Genomic DNA, 16,504 nt, shown 5'->3' on the forward strand with positions numbered 1-16,504 from the left:
TCAAATATCCCCGTACGCTTCCAATATCCGTTTCACGAGTCTATGCCGTACGACATCCTCACCGCTGAGGTAGATCATGTCTATCCCTTCTATGCCGTCAAGCAGTTTCAGCGCGGTCTGCAGGCCGGACTGTTGTTTCTTGGGGAGGTCGATCTGCGTGACATCGCCGGTGACGATAAACTTGGCCGTGGGACCCATCCGCGTGAGAAACATTTTGGTCTGCATATCCGTGGCATTCTGCGCCTCATCCAGGATGACAAAACAATTGTCGAGTGTCCGGCCGCGCATGAAGGCCAGGGGGGCCACCTCTATCGTCCGGTTTTCCAAAAACACCTTCAGCTTTTCGGCAGGTATCATGTCATCCAGGGCATCATAGAGCGGTCTCAAATAAGGGTCTACTTTCTCCTTGAGGTCGCCCGGCAGGAAGCCCAGGTTTTCTCCGGCTTCTACGGCAGGCCGGGTGAGGATGATCCGTTTTACTTCCTTGTTGCGCAGCGCCCTGACGGCCAAGGCCACAGCGGTATAGGTTTTGCCTGTGCCGGCGGGACCAATGGCAAACAGGATGTCATTTTTAAGAATGCTTTCGACCATTCGCCGCTGGTTGGCGGTCCGCGCCTTTACGACGATGCCATTGGGTCCGAATACGATGGGTTCGCCTCCGGCGGTACTGGTCGACCCGGCGTGTTCTGCTTTCTTTGCGGGAGCCCCTGTTGACTTAGGCGTTCCCAGGATGGTTTCTACATCGTTTGGTGTCAGGTGGTTGTATTGTTCGATATGTGCAATGATCTTGTCGAAATGCACTTTAAAAAGCGACATCTCCTGCTCATCTCCCAACACCTTTACCTCGTTGCCTCTTGCTACGATCTTTAATTTCGGAAACTGTTTTTTGAACACCTCGAAGTGCTCATTTTGCGCCCCCCACAATACAGCGGGATTCACATATTCCAACGTGATGTTCAATTCGTTCAAATTCCTTCTTTTAGCTGTCGGCTCGCGTTCCCCAAATTCCACGCGTTTATCCTGCCTTCAAATATAGCGATAAATTGCGATTTGCATTCGCGAAACAAAAAAATCTACCCACCCCACAATTTTTGAATAATTGGATATAATAGCAAGTTTTATCTAAGTTTGCATCGATTCAAGCAAACGCGGGCATGGGTATCATTACCTTAACAACAGATTTAGGGCATAAAGATTTTTACCAGGCAGCACTCAAAGGCAGCATTATCAGCCAATTTCCCGCGGTGAGAATGGTGGATATCTCCCATGAAATCCCTCCGTTCGATATTCAATATGCTGCATTCGTGCTCAAAAATGCCTACACGTACTTCCCGCCCAAAACCGTCCATTTGATCGGTATCGACTCGGTATTCAACCAAGATACCCGCTACCTTGCGTTGCAGTACAACGGCCATTATTTCGTCGGAGCAGATAACGGACTTTTTTCGTTGATTTTGGATGGTACGCCCGCAGAGATTGTGGAGCTAAATATCATTCAGGATTTGAAATACCTGCACTTCCCGTTGACGGATATTTTTGCCAAGGCTGCCTGTCACCTCGCCAAGGGAGGGAAACTGACGGAAATCGGCGATCCCGTGGATGTGGTGGTCGATCGTACACTGGTGCAGCCGGTAGTCGAAAGAGACAGTTTGCGCGGAAGCGTCGTTTTCATTGATTCATTTGGCAATGTCATCAGCAACATCAGCAAGGAGCTGTTCAACAAGGTACAGCGGGGCCGAGACTTCATGCTGTATTTCCGGCGCAACGAGACGATCGGCCAAATGAGCTGGCATTACAACGAAGTGCCCGAGGGCGAAAAGCTCTGCCTGTTTGGGATCAGCAACTACCTGGAAATTGCCATCAATAAGGGCAATGCCAGCGGGCTGCTGGGACTCAATAAGGGGGATATCATTCGGGTTGAATTTAGAAAATAACTGCTTGCTTTATATAACCGTAATCTTGGTCCGTTTTTTGAAACAAAAATTCCATGCCACCGTATAAGCTGTTTAAATTTCGCATCGTGAATAGCGTGCTGATAAGTTGCTTGCTATGCCTGTTTACGCTCATTGGGCGATCGTCGACCCAACAGTCCGCAGGGGATACGGTAAGTCCCGCAGCGGATACCGTAACCTATGAGCAGCAACGCCAAAAGGTAAATGACCTGCTGACCGAGCGGAGTGCACGGTTTGGTCAATTTGACGAAAGCCTCCGACGGCGCACCGGAATTTTCGGTTTGAAAACCAAAAAAGACATGCAGGCATCGATCGATATCCTGAAACAGATCGTCCTCACCGACAATACGATCTTTCGGGAGACCAAAACGCTGCTCGACTTCAAAGATTTCGAAAAAACACAGATCGCCCAGCAAGCCTCCGAGTTTGACGGGCGCATCAACGGATACATCAAGACGATCAGCAAACTCCAGCGCGAACGAGAACGATTGACCAATGAGGTGGATGCGCTTGAAAAGACCAATCAAATCTACACGGGATTAACCATTTTACTGGGATTACTGCTTGCGGGTGTCTCCATTTTTTTATTCGTAAACCGTCAAAAATTTACGAAAGCGTGATATGCGGATGCATCATTGTCTATACTTTTGCCCTATAGTTTTTAATTATAGGAAATGGCAAGACAACGGTTAAACAGTGGGGATACGCCATCAGAGGATCTGCCCAAACCCAAACTCACCAAGACAACGCTAAAAAAGGCTGCCCGGTTGCTGGCCTACCTGCGCCCTTACCGGACAAAATTTATGGTCGGCATGGTTTTTCTGTTCTTGTCGAGCGTTACCTTGCTTACCTTCCCCGCCCTGTTGGGCGCCATGATCGATGCCGCTCAAGGCAAACAAGGCTACCCGTGGATCCCGGCCAACATCCGCATGATCGGCGTGGTCTCTTTCGTGATCCTTTTTGCCCAATCACTTGCTTCTTTTTTCCGTATCCGTCTTTTTGTAGAGGTAGCGGAACGGTCGCTGGCCGATATCCGGCGTGATTCTTATTTCAAGCTGATCACGCTGCCGCTCGACTTTTTCGCCAACCGTCGGGTCGGCGAACTCAACAGCCGCTTATCGGCCGACCTGGCGCAGATACAGGATACGATGACAACGACACTTGCGGAGATCATTAGGCAGGTCGTGCTCCTTACAGGGGGTGTATGCCTGTTGTTCCTCGTCTCCGGCAAGCTGACCTTGCTCAACCTGAGTATACTCCCCATTTTGGTCGTCGTTGCGGTGGTCTTTGGCCGGTTTATCCGCAAGTTGTCGCGCCAGGCACAGGACAAGCTGGCCGAATCAAACACCGTTGTCCAGGAAACCCTGCAAGGCATCAGCAATGTCAAGGCATTTGTCAATGAAGCATACGAAGCAGCCCGGTATGCCAAGACCTTGCAGGCGGTGGTCAAGATCGCGGTCAGGGGAGCTGCTTACCGCGGTATTTTTGCGTCGTTCATTATTTTCTGCCTTTTTGGGGCAGTCGTTGCCGTCATCTGGTACGGTTCATCGCTGGTCGCCACCGGCCAGATATCGGTGGGCGACCTGACCACGTATATCCTGTACTCCATGTTTGTGGCAGGCTCGATGGGCAGTTTTCCGGAGTTGTACGCCAACATACAAAAGGCCATCGGCGCCAGCGAACGGGTCATCGAAATCCTGGATGAACAAGAGGAAGATGCGGGTCTGCTCCAGGAAGAAAAAATCATCCAAAACCGCATAACAGGTCGCATCGCCTTTGAAAACGTTACCTTCTCCTACCCTTCAAGGCCGGAAATAACGGTATTGAACGATGTATCCTTTGAAGCACGGTCGGGTGAGCGGATCGCCATCGTCGGACCGAGCGGCACCGGAAAATCGACCATTGCTTCGTTGGTCCTGCAATTTTACCGGCCGGATGCCGGGCGTGTCCTGTTTGACGGCCGTGAGGCAAGCCATTATCCGCTCACCGATATCCGCAATCAGGTGGCCATCGTACCGCAGGATGTATTGCTCTTCGGCGGCACGATCCGCGAAAATATTGCTTACGGCAGGCTGGATGCCGGGGCGGAGGAAATTGTCGCGGCGGCGAAGCGCGCCAACGCACATGATTTTATCATGGATTTTCCGGAAGGATATGATACACTGGTCGGCGAACGCGGCGTGAAGCTCTCCGGGGGGCAACGCCAACGGGTGGCCATTGCGCGCGCCCTGCTCAAAGACCCCGCCATACTCATCCTCGACGAGGCCACCTCTTCCCTGGATTCCGAATCGGAAAGACAGGTGCAGCAGGCCTTGGAGGAACTGATGAAAAACCGTACGTCCATTATCATTGCGCATCGCCTTTCTACCATCCGCGAGGCCGACCAGATCATTGTCATTGAATGCGGAACGGTCGCTGCTTCGGGTACACATGCAGAACTTATCGACCGGGGTGAAGGACTATACCATCACTTATATACGCTGCAATTGACGGATAAATAACACGTCGACCTGCCAAACATTTGTCGTCATCTGTTGTTCTTATTAGTAAATACCGTAAAAAATAGAGGATAAACACTAAAAGAACAATACGATGAACACGAAAAACAGTATCGTTACCTACGCTTTGACAGGACTTGCAGCCGGCACGATCGTTTGGTTGTTGCTGGGAACAAAAGGTGGCCGCCAACAGTTGGACCGCGCGAGTGCCGGTATACGCGAGCTTTCGAAAACCATCCGGAAGAACACCGAAAAAGGCGTACATAAGGCCTCTGCACTGGCTGATCGCGCTAGCAGGGAAATCAACGATTTGCGAGCCCAAGCCAAAAGCAAAGGCCAAGCGGCTATGCGCAAGGCGGACCAACTTGCTAAAGAAGGTCTGAACAAGACAGACGGTGCGTTGAAAACAGCAAAGCAACGGATAGAACGAGAAATATAAGCCGCGAATCGTATCTTTGCGGGAATGAATTTATTTCATGAGGTAAAATCCCTCATCCGCAAGGATATGATATTGGAATGGCGGTCGAAATACGCCATCAATGGGATATTGCTCTATGTCGTGTCGACGGTCTTTGTGTGCTACCAGGCGTTTAAATCGGTGGATCCCATTACCTGGAATGCCTTGTTTTGGATCATCATGTTGTTCGCTTCGGTGAACGCCATTAACAAGAGTTTCGTCCAAGAAAGCCGCGGCAGGCAATTGTATTATTACACGATTGCCAGTGCAAAAGCCATCATTCTATCCAAAATCATCTACAACATGTTCGTCATGCTGTTGCTGTCGGCGATAGCTTACCTGTTCTATTCCATCATTTTCCAAAACCCGCTTGGCGATCCGGCGCTCTATCTAATGGCTGTTATCCTCGGCAGCATCGGATTTGCATCGGTGTTTACGATGGTCTCCGGCATCAGCGCAAAGGCCGGCAATAACAGTACACTGATGGCGGTACTCAGTTTTCCCATCATCATTCCCCTCCTACTGGTGCTCATCAAGGTTTCAAAAAACGCAATGGATGGGCTGGAACGCAGCGTCAGTTACGATGAATTGGCCGTACTCGCGGCGATCAATGTCATCAGCATTGCCATTTCTTTACTGTTATTTCCTTACCTTTGGCGAGACTAGATTGATTTTAGATTTTTACGCATTCTCACTTTCGGCTTCTCATATGAACTATTATTGGTGGAAGATACTCGGAGTACTGTTGCTTATCTATAGCATCGTCATGGGACTCCTCGGCTCGGTGCCCGCGCTATACATTGTACACGAAACCATCCGCAACGTCTACTATCACGTACCTATGTGGTTTACGATGTTTACGCTATATTTGGTTTCTGTCATCTATAGCATCAAGTACTTAACGTCGAATAATCCGCAGCATGACCTGGTGGCGGTTGAAAGCGTCAACGTAGGTGTCGTATTCTGCATATTCGGTTTACTCAGCGGTATACTGTGGGCCAATTTTACCTGGGGCGATCCCTGGCCCAACGACGCCAAGCTAAACGGCTCGGCCATCGCTACCCTGATGTATCTCGCTTACCTGGTCTTACGCAACGCCTTAGAAGAAGAACAAAAACGGGCAAAGATATCCGCTGCCTACAACATCTTTGCCTTTCCGATTATGATCGTACTGATGTACATCCTTCCGAAGACCACTGATTCGCTCCATCCGGGCAGCGGGGGCAATTCGGGATTTGGACAGTTTGACCTTGATGGATCCATGAAGGCAGTCTTGTATCCCGGCTCGATCGGTTGGATCCTGATCGGCATTTGGCTCATGACCCTGCGCTACCGGATCCGTAAACTGGAATATCTCCATCACCACACAGCCGATTAAACGGAATATTGATTGGCATTATGACAATCATAAAACGATTAAATAAAAAAAATTAACAACGTTTATTGTGAAACGCTATGAAAAAGATAATTCTTTCTTTGCTGTTAGTTATCAATGGGTTAATATGTAGTTTTGCGCAGTCTAACACCGAGGTTGAGATGGCCACGGGGTTACGCAGTTCAGGCAAAATCTATGTCGTCGTACTTGTTTTAGTCATCCTGTTTTTAGGATTGGCTTTTTATTTGTTTACGATCGACAAGAAATTGAGGCGACTGGAAAAACATCAAAAGTAACATGTTTTAAAAATTACCGATTGTCCCATTAATAACACGAAGTCATGGCTAAATCAGCAACAGCGCAAGAACCCCATTTTTTTGATGATGTATCGCAATTCTTTGATCATGCCGCTCAGTTCACGAAGCACCCGCTTGGGCTGTTAAACCAAATCAAGGTATGCAACAGCGTATACCGATTCAGCTTCCCATTCAGGAGGGGCGATCAGATCGAGGTCATCAATGCGTGGCGGGTGGAGCATTCGCAGCACATGTCGCCGACGAAAGGTGGTATCCGATACAGCGAGATGGTCAATGAAGATGAGGTGATGGCGCTGGCGGCCTTGATGACCTACAAATGTGCCATTGTAAATGTGCCGTTTGGCGGGGCCAAAGGCGGAATATGCATCAATCCCAAAAACTATTCCGTAAGCGAACTGGAAACCATCACCCGCCGGTACACGGTGGAGTTGATCAAAAAGAATTTTATCGGTCCGGCAATTGACGTCCCGGCGCCGGACTACGGCACGGGCGAGCGGGAAATGAGCTGGATAGCCGACACGTATACCACCATGAATCCCGGCCAACTGGATGCCTTTGGATGCGTCACCGGCAAACCCCTATCGCTGCATGGCATCAACGGCCGCAAGGCCGCAACCGGACGGGGCGTAGCGATTGCCATCCGCGAATGCGTGGATGTGGCCGAAGACATGAAGGCGATCGGCCTTACACCCGGCATTGCGGGTAAACGGGTGATTGTACAGGGATTGGGAAATGTAGGATACAATACGGCAAAGGTATTGATGGAGTTTGGGGCTGTTATCGTCGGCATATGCGAATATGATGGCGCACTGTATCATCCGGACGGGTTGGACCCAGATGCGATCCTCGAACACCGCAAAAATACCGGATCGATTTTGGGGTATAAAAAAGCGACCCAGGAATTCAAAACACCCGCCCAGGGGCTGGAGCAAGCATGTGACATCTTAGTCCCTGCCGCGTTAGAAAACCAGCTGACTGAAGAAAACATAACCCGCATACAGGCCAAAATCATCGCTGAAGGGGCAAACGGTCCCACCACTCCCGGCGCAGAGGCATTATTCGTAAAAAGAGGCATCATTATACCGGATATGTACTGCAACGCCGGAGGGGTGACGGTCTCCTACTTCGAATGGTTGAAAAACCTATCGCATGTCGCCTTCGGCCGCATGGATAAGCGCTATGAGGAAATGGCTAACCTCAATTTGGTTAACACCGTAGAGACCATCACCGGCAAGTCGCTGACACCGGCCCAGCGCATGACCATCGTGAAAGGTGCCGATGAACTGGAGCTGGTCAACTCGGGGCTGGAAGACACCATGATTCGCGCCTATCATGAAATCCGCGAAATCAGAAATTCCAATAAGGCAATTGACACCCTCCGGACAGCTGCTTTTGTGGGCTCTATCAATAAAATTGCCGTTTCTTATCAAAATTTAGGCATCTGGCCATAGCCATTTTCCTTAAAACCCATGGCCGACTGCTTTCCACGGGCGTCAGTCATGGGTTTGCCTTTATCCTGCGTTTCGCGGCTTCATGATCGAAATGTTAGGAAATTATTAAAAAAGGCGTTAATTTTATTTCTGCAATAAAAATGGGTACTCCTGATGGTTGACGAAAAGTATTATAGTGGTGTATTTCAGGCATTGCCCGTCCCCTGTCTGGTTTTGCTCCCCGATGCACCCATCTTTACCATCGTAAACGCCAACGATGCCTATTTGAGGCTGACGGATGCGCGGCGGGAAGAACTCATCGGTAAAGGCTATTTTGACGTTTATCCAACCAATCCCTACCAGAGTGACATCGAATGGAGTAACATTTTTGACGAGGTGCTCCGCAAAAAGCATCCCGACAACATAAAGCTGCAAAAATTTGTCACTTCCCATGTGGAAATGCCTGAAAACATCAACGTCAGGTACCTCGAAGTAGTCAACACACCGGTGATGGACGAGCAGGGTGAAATCACGCTGATCATTCGTTCGATCACCGACGTGACCGAAGCCGTCACCCACGAGAAGCTCCTCGAAGAAACACAGCAAGTCGCCCGTTTGGGCAGCTGGGATGTGAATTTAGTCAACGAGACCGTCACTTGGTCCGAAGGGTTGAAAGCGATCTATGAGGTGGGTCCCGACTATCAGCCCGACGTTGAGTCAAGCTTGTCTTTTTACAGCAATGACCAAGCACGCCAAGACTCCATCAACGCGTTTAGCGAAGTGATGAAAAAAGATACCGTCTTCCGGATGACACTCCCGATCACGACCGCCAAGGGCAATCACCGGTGGTTTTCCATTGTTGGCAAGGCCGACGTGATAAACGGCCGTTGTGTGCGCGTCTATGGCATTTCAAAAGATGTCACCGAAACCAAGTTTTTAGCGGAATTGGACAAGCTGGAGAAAAGAATACTTGAGCTGAACGCGAAACGCGACACCCCAATAAAATTCATTTTGTCCGAATACCTTGGCGGCATAGAAAGGCTCTTTCCGGGTCTATACTGTTCCATCCATGGAGTACAACATGATCGGTTGCGCAGCTGGGTAGCCCCCTCACTGCCGGAGTCTTACTTAAAAGCCATCCACAACAAGCCGATCGGCCTCAATAACGGTTCCTGTGGTACGGCCGCTTACCTCAAAGCACCCGTCATCGTCAGCGACATCGCCAATGACCCCAGATGGGCGGATTATAAACACTTACCCCTAGCCCACGACCTTAAAGCGTGTTGGTCCTATCCCATTTTCGATGGGAATGCCAATGTCATTGCCGTCCTTGGCATGTATTACAAACAAGTAAAGGCGCCCGATAAGAACGAGTTGGCGTTTGTAGACCGTATGAGCGCACTCTTGCAGATGATGCTGGAAAACCGTCAAAACGCTGATCTGGCCCAGGAAACCACCGCCATGATGTCGCAGGCGCAGGAATTGGCCCATTTTGGCTATTGGCAATGGAACTTCGAAACCAGCAAAGGCTCATGGTCGGACGAGTTGTATGCGATTTATGGGTTGAAGAAAACAGATTCCAACCCTACTTTTGAACGCTATTTGTCGCAGGTACATCAAGATGACCAAGCACTGGTCACGGATCTCCTGAACCAAGTGCGCCAAACCGGCAAAGACACCGTATTTGAAGAACGGATCGTACGCCCCACCGGGGAAGTCCGCTATTTAAGATCATGGGTAAGGCTTGTTACCGGCGATGATGGCGCTCCGGTAAAATTGATAGGGGCTTCCTTGGACATCACAGACATGAAATTGTCTGAACTGAAACTTAAAACACTGCACGGACAACTGGCGGAGCAGCTCAAAGAGGTAGAAAAGTCCGAAAAGAGATACAGCGACCTGTTCCACCTGAGTCCGCAACCCATGTGGGTATATGACGTGGAAACGTACCGTTTCTTGGATGTAAATTCCGCCGCGATCTCCCATTACGGATACACGCGCGAAGAGTTTCTGTCTATGACCATCAAGGATATCCGGCCGTCGGAAGAGGCCCCCAAACTTGAAGCGGCAGTGACCTTGTCGCGGCAACACGACGAACTGTTTACCAGAGGCATTTATATACACCGCAAAAAAAATGGGAAACGTATTGACGTGGAGGTCCAAAGTAATATCATCACCTTTCATGGACGGCGGGCAGAGGTCATTTTAATCCATGACATCACCGAAAAGCTGCAATATATCCAAGCCATCGAAACACAGAACCAGAAACTGCAAGAAATCGCGTGGATGCAATCGCACTTGGTAAGAGCACCGCTGGCCCGCATTATGGGGTTGATCGACCTCATTCAAAATTTTCCTGAATCGGGCATTAAGGATAGTGAACTGCTAGCCGCGATTAATAACTCGGCCATTGAGCTGGATGATATTTTAAGGAACATCACCGACAAAGCGGAGCAAATTAACCCGTTATAATAAAAATGGAACACCGCGTCTTAGTCATCGACGATGATGACATGTTCAATCTGATGGCCAAGGTATTGCTTCGGGAGGCGGGCATCACCGACCGGCCGACGATATGCACCAACGGCCACGAGGCGCTGGCGCTGTTGAGGCAACAAGCGCCAGCAGGCCGGGAAATTTTATTATTTCTTGACATCAACATGCCCTCCATGAGCGGATGGGAAGTACTGGAAGCCATCCAGGAGCTACCGCACCATCGCCACATCCATGTTGTTATCGTCACCTCTTCCGTAGATAAGGCCGACAGGGCACATGCCCTGCTATACGAGCAGGTCATCGACTACCTGATCAAGCCAATAACGCGCGAACACCTGTATGCACTAAAAACCGAAGGATCGCTATCCTCCTTTTTCGGCCGCTCCCGCAGCTGACCCTATTGATTACTCCGCAATGCATTCCAAAGGATCTCCACCGGGTGATAAGCCCTGCGCCCTGCGCCGTCTTTGATCTGATGCCGGCAGCTGGTCCCCGGCGCCGCAATGAGCACCTCTTCGGGCGTGTCCCGCACCGCGGGCAGCAGCACCAGTTCACCTACTTTCATAGACACCTCGTAATGCTCCTTTTCGTATCCGAATGAGCCCGCCATGCCGCAGCACCCTGAGGGGATCACCTCCACCTGATAACCCTTTGGAAAGGCCAGTATTTTAGCCGTTGCTCCGACCAGATGAAACGCCTTTTGGTAGCAATGCCCGTGTAACTTGATGTTGCGCGCTTCTTCGGTAAATAGGGAATCATCCACACGACCGGCGTCCATTTCCTTCGCCAGAAACTCATCAATCAGCAACGCATTTTTGGCCAGCGCATACGCGTCAGCAACCAGTTCGCGGTCTACCAATTCAGGGTATTCATCGCGAAAGGTAAGGATGGCCGAAGGCTCGATGCCAATGAGGGGCGTATCGGCAGTGATGATTTCTTTCAGGCAACGGACATTCCGGTTGGCGATCGCTTTTGCCTTGCGCACCAAGCCTTTGGAAAGGTACGTGCGGCCGCTTTCATCATGCTTGGCAAGCTGCACATCGTATCCCAGCGCCGTCAGCAACCGGTATGCGGTTTGTCCGATACCCACGTCGTTATAGTCCGTAAATTCATCACAAAACAGGTAAACCTTTTTGCCGTCCTCCCTCCGCTCTTTCGGCTGGGCCGCCATCCACCTGTGCAATGTGGTATTGCCCACTTCGGGCAGCGACCGTCCTTCAGCGAAGCCCAGCATCCGCTTCACCAATGACGACAGCGGTCTGTTCTTAATGACCGCATTGTAAAGGCCTGGAACATACGACGCCAACCGCTGCGACTTCGTGAAATTGGCAATCACCCACGTCCTGAACGGCGTACCGTTGGCATCGTAATAATGCTGAAGAAATTCTGCCTTCATCTTGGCGATGTCCACCCCCGAGGGGCATTCCGTCTTACAGCCCTTGCAACTCAGGCAAAGGTCCATCACTTCCTTGATTTCGGGATGGTCGAACCGGTTTGCCTTCGGTGAGGTCGTCAGAAACTGCCGCAGCATGTTGGCCCTCGCCCGGGTGGTATCCTTTTCTTCGCGCGTGGCCATGTAGGAGGGACACATCGTGCCCCCGGTGATATGCGTTTTGCGGCAATCACCGGAGCCGGAGCATTTCTCCGACAGGCGCAGGATGCTTTCCTGCCTGCTGAAGTCGAACACTGTCTCCACCTTGACAGGCGGCGCGTCCCGGTCGTAGCGGAGGGATTCATCCATCGGCGGGGTATCCACGATCTTGCCGGCATTGAAAATGCCCCGCGGATCGAAGATCTCCTTCACCTTTTTCAGCAACCCGTATACCTCCTCGCCGAGCACCGCACCGATGAACTCGCCGCGCAGCCGTCCGTCGCCATGTTCGCCGCTCAGCGACCCATTGTATTTTTTCACCAGTTGTGCCGTCTCCGCCAGTACCGACCGGAAGGCCGTTCTTCCTTCCGTCGTTTTCAGGTTGATCAGCGGCTCCACATGCAGCTCTCCGGCACCGGCATGAGCATAATAGGATGCCTTCAAACCGTGCCTGTCCAGCACTACTTGCAGATCAGTGATATACGCAGGCAGGTCTTCCGGTGACACCGCACAGTCCTCGATGAGGTTCACCGGTTGCGTATCGCCCGGCAGGTTGCGGATAAGTCCGAGCCCCGCCTTGCGCACATCCCACGCCAGGTCAGTTTGCGCACCTGTGATCAAGGGATAGGCATAACCCAAGCCCCATGTGCGCAGGTCCGCCTTTAATGCCCCAGCCTTACGCTCCACTTCCTCCGGCGTGTCGCCGCGAAACTCCACCATCAGCAACGCTTCGGGGTCGCCTTCAATGAAAAAACGATTATATTGATAGGTCGGATGCCCTTTCGTGAAATCCATGATGTACTTATCCACCAGTTCCGACGCTTCAGGTCGATGTTGCAGGGCCACGACGTTGGCATGCAGCGATTCAATCAGCGTATGGCAATGGATACACAGCAGGCCAACCGCTTTTGGAGGCAACGGCAACAGGTTGAGCTTCGCTTCCGTCAGGATGCCCAGCGTACCTTCCGACCCCGCGAGCAGCTTACAGAAATTGAACGGCTGGGAGGTGTCACTGAGCATATCCAGCGCATAGCCCGTGTTCCGCCGGGAGAGGGATCGCTTGGGATAGCCCGAGGCAATGGCATCCCGATTGGCCGGGTCGGACAACAGGTCGTTCATCCTCCGGTAGATATCGCCCTCCCGGTCGGAAAGCGTCAGCTTATGGAATAGCGTAGCCTCATCAAGCGTTTCGAACACCACCTCCGAACCGTTGTCGAGCAACACGTTGGCCGATAGCAAGTGGCTGCGCGTATCGCCCCATACGATGGAATGCAGGCCGCTGGAATTGTTGCCCACCATCCCCCCCACCATCGCCCGGCTGGCCGTGGAGGTCTCCGGCCCGAACATCAGGCCATACGGACGGAGGTAAGCGTTGAGGTCATCGCGGATCACACCCGGCTCCACACGCACCCAGCGTTCATCGACATTCACCTCCAGTATCCGGTTGAACTGTTTGGATACATCCACCACGATACCACGGCCTACGACCTGCCCGGCCAGCGACGTGCCGGCAGTGCGTGGAATAAGCGTCACGCCGTGGGTGGATGCAAAACCGATCAGCGCTTCCAGGTCGCCCTTATCTTTCGGGATCGCCACCGCCAGCGGCCGCTCTTGGTACACCGAGGCATCGGTCGAATATGCACGGAGTATGGTTTGGTGTTCGGGGCTTGTATTGTAATAAAGCGGGCCTGTCAAGAGATCCGCCAAAGCTGACAATTGAGTCAGGATATCATCTGCAACGATCATCACCCATTCCGTTCCACCCGCTCAAATTTATAAGGATAGACTTTACCAGAAGCCCACTGCGCCACATAGATGTTTTCATCTTGATCTACACACACATCATGTGGGTGCGCAAACAGGGGTTCCTGCTGGCCCATCTGCTGCAACGCACCATCACGGTAGATGGGTTCACTGCCTCCGATATTAGAGATGACCCGGTTCTTCCGATCCAGCATGGTCACGAAACCCGAATTGGGTTTGTCCATATTTGGCGAACGCAATACCGCTGCATATACCCGATCGCCATGGATAACCGGACGGCACACACATGCGCCCGGTAGCGGGATGATCTCCAGCAGCTTGCCAGCGAGGCTAAAGCGCTTAAAGCAGCAACGGGTCCGATCGGTCACCAGTAATGTCGGTTTTCTGTCTCGCGTATCCACGCAGATGCCGTGCGCATTGTCCAAGTATTGATCCCCTTCGCCCCTGCCGCCGAACCATCCCTTCAGCTTACCCGATGCATCATAATGCAGGATATATTGCGCCCCGTATCCGTCAGCCACATAGATATCCCCATTGGGGGCTACCGCCGTTTCGGTGGGAACATATCCTTCTTTTTTTTCATAAAGGCCAGTTTCCTGTGGGTAATCAAGGGTCATGATCACCCGGCCATCCAACGTCGTTTGATAGACCTGATGTTTCGCTGTATCCGTAAGCAGCAGGAATTGATCCGATCCCTCGCCAGCGATCGTAAGTCCGTGTGCGCCGGGGTACTCCTTGCCCCAGGAGCCGGTTATCCGGCCGGCCGTGTCATATATCAACACGTTATTCTGTGTCTCATTGGTCAGCAACAAAATACGGCCGGCGGCATCCTGCACCATCTCATGGCAATCCTTTACCGGGAAACGACCAGTTTCAGGGATGCCCCAGCCCATTACCTGCCGGTAATGCAGTCCGTTGTGCCCATAGACCGGTTCCGTATTCCCGAATGCTGAAAACCGGGTTGCCAGGGATGTCATCCCGATCGCGGCACTTCCTATAAATGTTCTTCTGTTCATGATCTGATTTATATTAATGCCCACCCGCCACCGCTTCGGTCTGGGTGACGGTGCCGAGCTTCCTACTGCAAAACAAGCCGTACCCTGCGATGTAAGCATAGCATATCGCCGGCACGATGAATGACGGCTTGAGTCCCACCGTATCGGCCAACCAGCCCTGAAAAAGCGGGATCAGTGCACCACCCAGTATCCCCATCACCAATAATGAGGCGCCCTGACTGGTATGCGAACCCAGTCCGGTGATGGCCAACGTAAAGATATTGGACCACATGATCGAATTGAATAGCCCCACGGCAAGCAGTGTCCACATCGCCCAACTACCGCTACCCAAAACCGTGGCCAGTATCAAACCGATGTTGACCAGCGCAAACACCGTCAATGTACGGGCAGCAACCGATTTGCCTAATGCAAAAGCCGCGAAATTCAGCAGGATAAAAACAAGGAAGGTAGCAATCTGAGCAAAACTAAGGTTTACGATGCTATAAATAACCAAAAAAACCGCACCAGCAGTGAACACCATGAAGAGGGCCTTTTTCGTTCCCACTAACTTATCGTTGAGCGATATCGCGCCAAGGAACCTGCCGATCATGGCACCACCCCAATACAAGGCAAGGTAATTTTTGCCGATATTTTCATCTAGCCCCATGATCTCCGGCTGCCCGATAAAGCTGATAATGAGGCTTCCAATCGCTACCTCGGCCCCTACATAAAAGAAAATACCAAGCACACCTCCGCGTAACTGGGGAAACGACAGCGCCCCGAGCTTACCGCCGCTCACTTCTTCTGCCTGGAATTTTGGCAATTTGATAAGGTTTACAAACACCGCAAGTAACACGAATAGCAACCCAAATATGAGGTATGGGACTTTAGTCGCTTCGGCGGTGATCTCACCACCTTCCGCGAAAAACTCGAAAATCAAATAACCGCCCAACACCGGAGCGATGGTCGTACCCAAGGAATTGAATGCCTGCGCAAGATTTAAACGGCTCGAAGCGCTTTCAGGAGACCCAAGAATAGCCACGTAGGGATTGGCGGATATCTGTAGGAGGGTAAAACCCAGTCCTAACGTAAACAGGGCCAAAAGAAACATGGGATACACCGCCATGATCTCCGCCGGATAAAACAAGAGGCAACCCAATGCGGAGATCAAGAGGCCGATGATGATTCCGCCTTTGTACCCGATTTTGTTGATGGGATCGCCATAAAAGTAGGATACCGCAAAATAAATCACCGAACCAATGAAATACGCGCCGAAAAATGCAAACTGCACCAGCATGGCCTGAAAATAACTCAGCTGGAACAAGGCTTTCAAGTGTGGTATCAGGATATCGTTCATGCATGTGATAAATCCCCACATGAAAAATAAGGTGGTCAACGTGGCTAAAGACACATTGTAATTCGATTTAGCAGGAAGAGAAGTTTTGACATTGTCCATTTAACCAGATTTATAACGATAGCAAATATGAAAACATTATCCAGTATACACAAATAATCTCCAAGATATTCATCGGAGACTTTACATCTGTATTAAATTGCTTTCAATTGGTGATGAAGCGATCATGATTTGTACATACCGCTGTGAGCTTTTGCAAAATCATGATGGTTTCA

Annotated in this window: 14 protein-coding genes; 10 read left to right on the top strand and 4 right to left on the bottom strand. The window is 51.1% G+C overall.

All coding sequences use genetic code 11. The features are described 5' to 3' along the window. A complete protein-coding gene (locus ACMGDE_RS10660) occupies positions 1 to 969 on the bottom strand; it encodes a PhoH family protein (RefSeq protein ID WP_436832772.1) in 969 nt (322 codons plus the stop codon). A 185-nt stretch (positions 970 to 1,154) separates the two neighbouring features. On the opposite strand from ACMGDE_RS10660, the gene ACMGDE_RS10665 reads away from it, so the two are divergent. From ACMGDE_RS10665 to ACMGDE_RS10710, 10 genes are all read left to right on the top strand, one after another. Further along, positions 1,155 to 1,934 (top strand): SAM hydrolase/SAM-dependent halogenase family protein, encoded by a 780-nt coding sequence (locus tag ACMGDE_RS10665; protein WP_436832773.1) that lies wholly within the window; start codon positions 1,155 to 1,157, stop codon positions 1,932 to 1,934. Positions 1,935 to 1,987: 53 nt separating this feature from the next. Then, positions 1,988 to 2,572 carry a hypothetical protein gene (locus ACMGDE_RS10670; protein ID WP_436832774.1) on the top strand — a complete coding sequence of 195 codons (585 nt, stop codon included), beginning with the start codon at positions 1,988 to 1,990 and terminating at the stop codon, positions 2,570 to 2,572. Between the two features lie 54 nt (positions 2,573 to 2,626). Continuing rightward, positions 2,627 to 4,453 (top strand): ABC transporter ATP-binding protein, encoded by a 1,827-nt coding sequence (locus tag ACMGDE_RS10675; RefSeq protein ID WP_436832775.1) that lies wholly within the window; start codon positions 2,627 to 2,629, stop codon positions 4,451 to 4,453. Positions 4,454 to 4,544: 91 nt separating this feature from the next. Beyond that, positions 4,545 to 4,889 carry a hypothetical protein gene (locus ACMGDE_RS10680; RefSeq protein ID WP_436832776.1) on the top strand — a complete coding sequence of 115 codons (345 nt, stop codon included), beginning with the start codon at positions 4,545 to 4,547 and terminating at the stop codon, positions 4,887 to 4,889. 24 nt (positions 4,890 to 4,913) lie between these two features. Beyond that, positions 4,914 to 5,573 (top strand): heme exporter protein CcmB, encoded by a 660-nt coding sequence (locus tag ACMGDE_RS10685; protein WP_436832777.1) that lies wholly within the window; start codon positions 4,914 to 4,916, stop codon positions 5,571 to 5,573. A 43-nt stretch (positions 5,574 to 5,616) separates the two neighbouring features. After that, a complete protein-coding gene (gene ccsA, locus ACMGDE_RS10690; protein ID WP_436832778.1) occupies positions 5,617 to 6,285 on the top strand; it encodes a cytochrome c biogenesis protein CcsA in 669 nt (222 codons plus the stop codon). A 77-nt stretch (positions 6,286 to 6,362) separates the two neighbouring features. Beyond that, complete coding sequence (locus tag ACMGDE_RS10695; RefSeq protein WP_436832779.1) at positions 6,363 to 6,578, top strand: CcmD family protein; 216 nt, start codon at positions 6,363 to 6,365, stop codon at positions 6,576 to 6,578. Between the two features lie 44 nt (positions 6,579 to 6,622). Further along, positions 6,623 to 8,050, top strand: a complete 1,428-nt coding sequence (locus ACMGDE_RS10700; protein ID WP_436832780.1) for a Glu/Leu/Phe/Val family dehydrogenase — start codon at positions 6,623 to 6,625, stop codon at positions 8,048 to 8,050. A gap of 153 nt (positions 8,051 to 8,203) precedes the next feature. Further along, positions 8,204 to 10,501 (top strand): PAS domain S-box protein, encoded by a 2,298-nt coding sequence (locus tag ACMGDE_RS10705; RefSeq protein ID WP_436832781.1) that lies wholly within the window; start codon positions 8,204 to 8,206, stop codon positions 10,499 to 10,501. Between the two features lie 5 nt (positions 10,502 to 10,506). Next, positions 10,507 to 10,920 carry a response regulator gene (locus tag ACMGDE_RS10710; RefSeq protein ID WP_436832782.1) on the top strand — a complete coding sequence of 138 codons (414 nt, stop codon included), beginning with the start codon at positions 10,507 to 10,509 and terminating at the stop codon, positions 10,918 to 10,920. 2 nt (positions 10,921 to 10,922) lie between these two features. Here ACMGDE_RS10710 and ACMGDE_RS10715 read toward each other — a convergent pair whose 3' ends face one another. From ACMGDE_RS10715 to ACMGDE_RS10725, 3 genes are read right to left on the bottom strand one after another with little or no spacing between them, the layout of a single operon-like run. Continuing rightward, positions 10,923 to 13,862, bottom strand: a complete 2,940-nt coding sequence (locus ACMGDE_RS10715; protein ID WP_436832783.1) for an FAD-binding and (Fe-S)-binding domain-containing protein — start codon at positions 13,860 to 13,862, stop codon at positions 10,923 to 10,925. Further along, positions 13,862 to 14,896 (bottom strand): NHL repeat-containing protein, encoded by a 1,035-nt coding sequence (locus ACMGDE_RS10720; protein ID WP_436832784.1) that lies wholly within the window; start codon positions 14,894 to 14,896, stop codon positions 13,862 to 13,864. The genes ACMGDE_RS10715 and ACMGDE_RS10720 overlap by 1 nt, the downstream gene beginning before the upstream one ends. Positions 14,897 to 14,909: 13 nt before the next feature. Then, positions 14,910 to 16,331 carry a sugar MFS transporter gene (locus tag ACMGDE_RS10725; protein WP_436832785.1) on the bottom strand — a complete coding sequence of 474 codons (1,422 nt, stop codon included), beginning with the start codon at positions 16,329 to 16,331 and terminating at the stop codon, positions 14,910 to 14,912. Positions 16,332 to 16,504: the final 173 nt, after the last annotated feature.

The sequence above is a fragment of the Parapedobacter brassicae genome, assembly GCF_051400755.1.
Taxonomy (GTDB): Bacteria; Bacteroidota; Bacteroidia; order Sphingobacteriales; family Sphingobacteriaceae; genus Parapedobacter.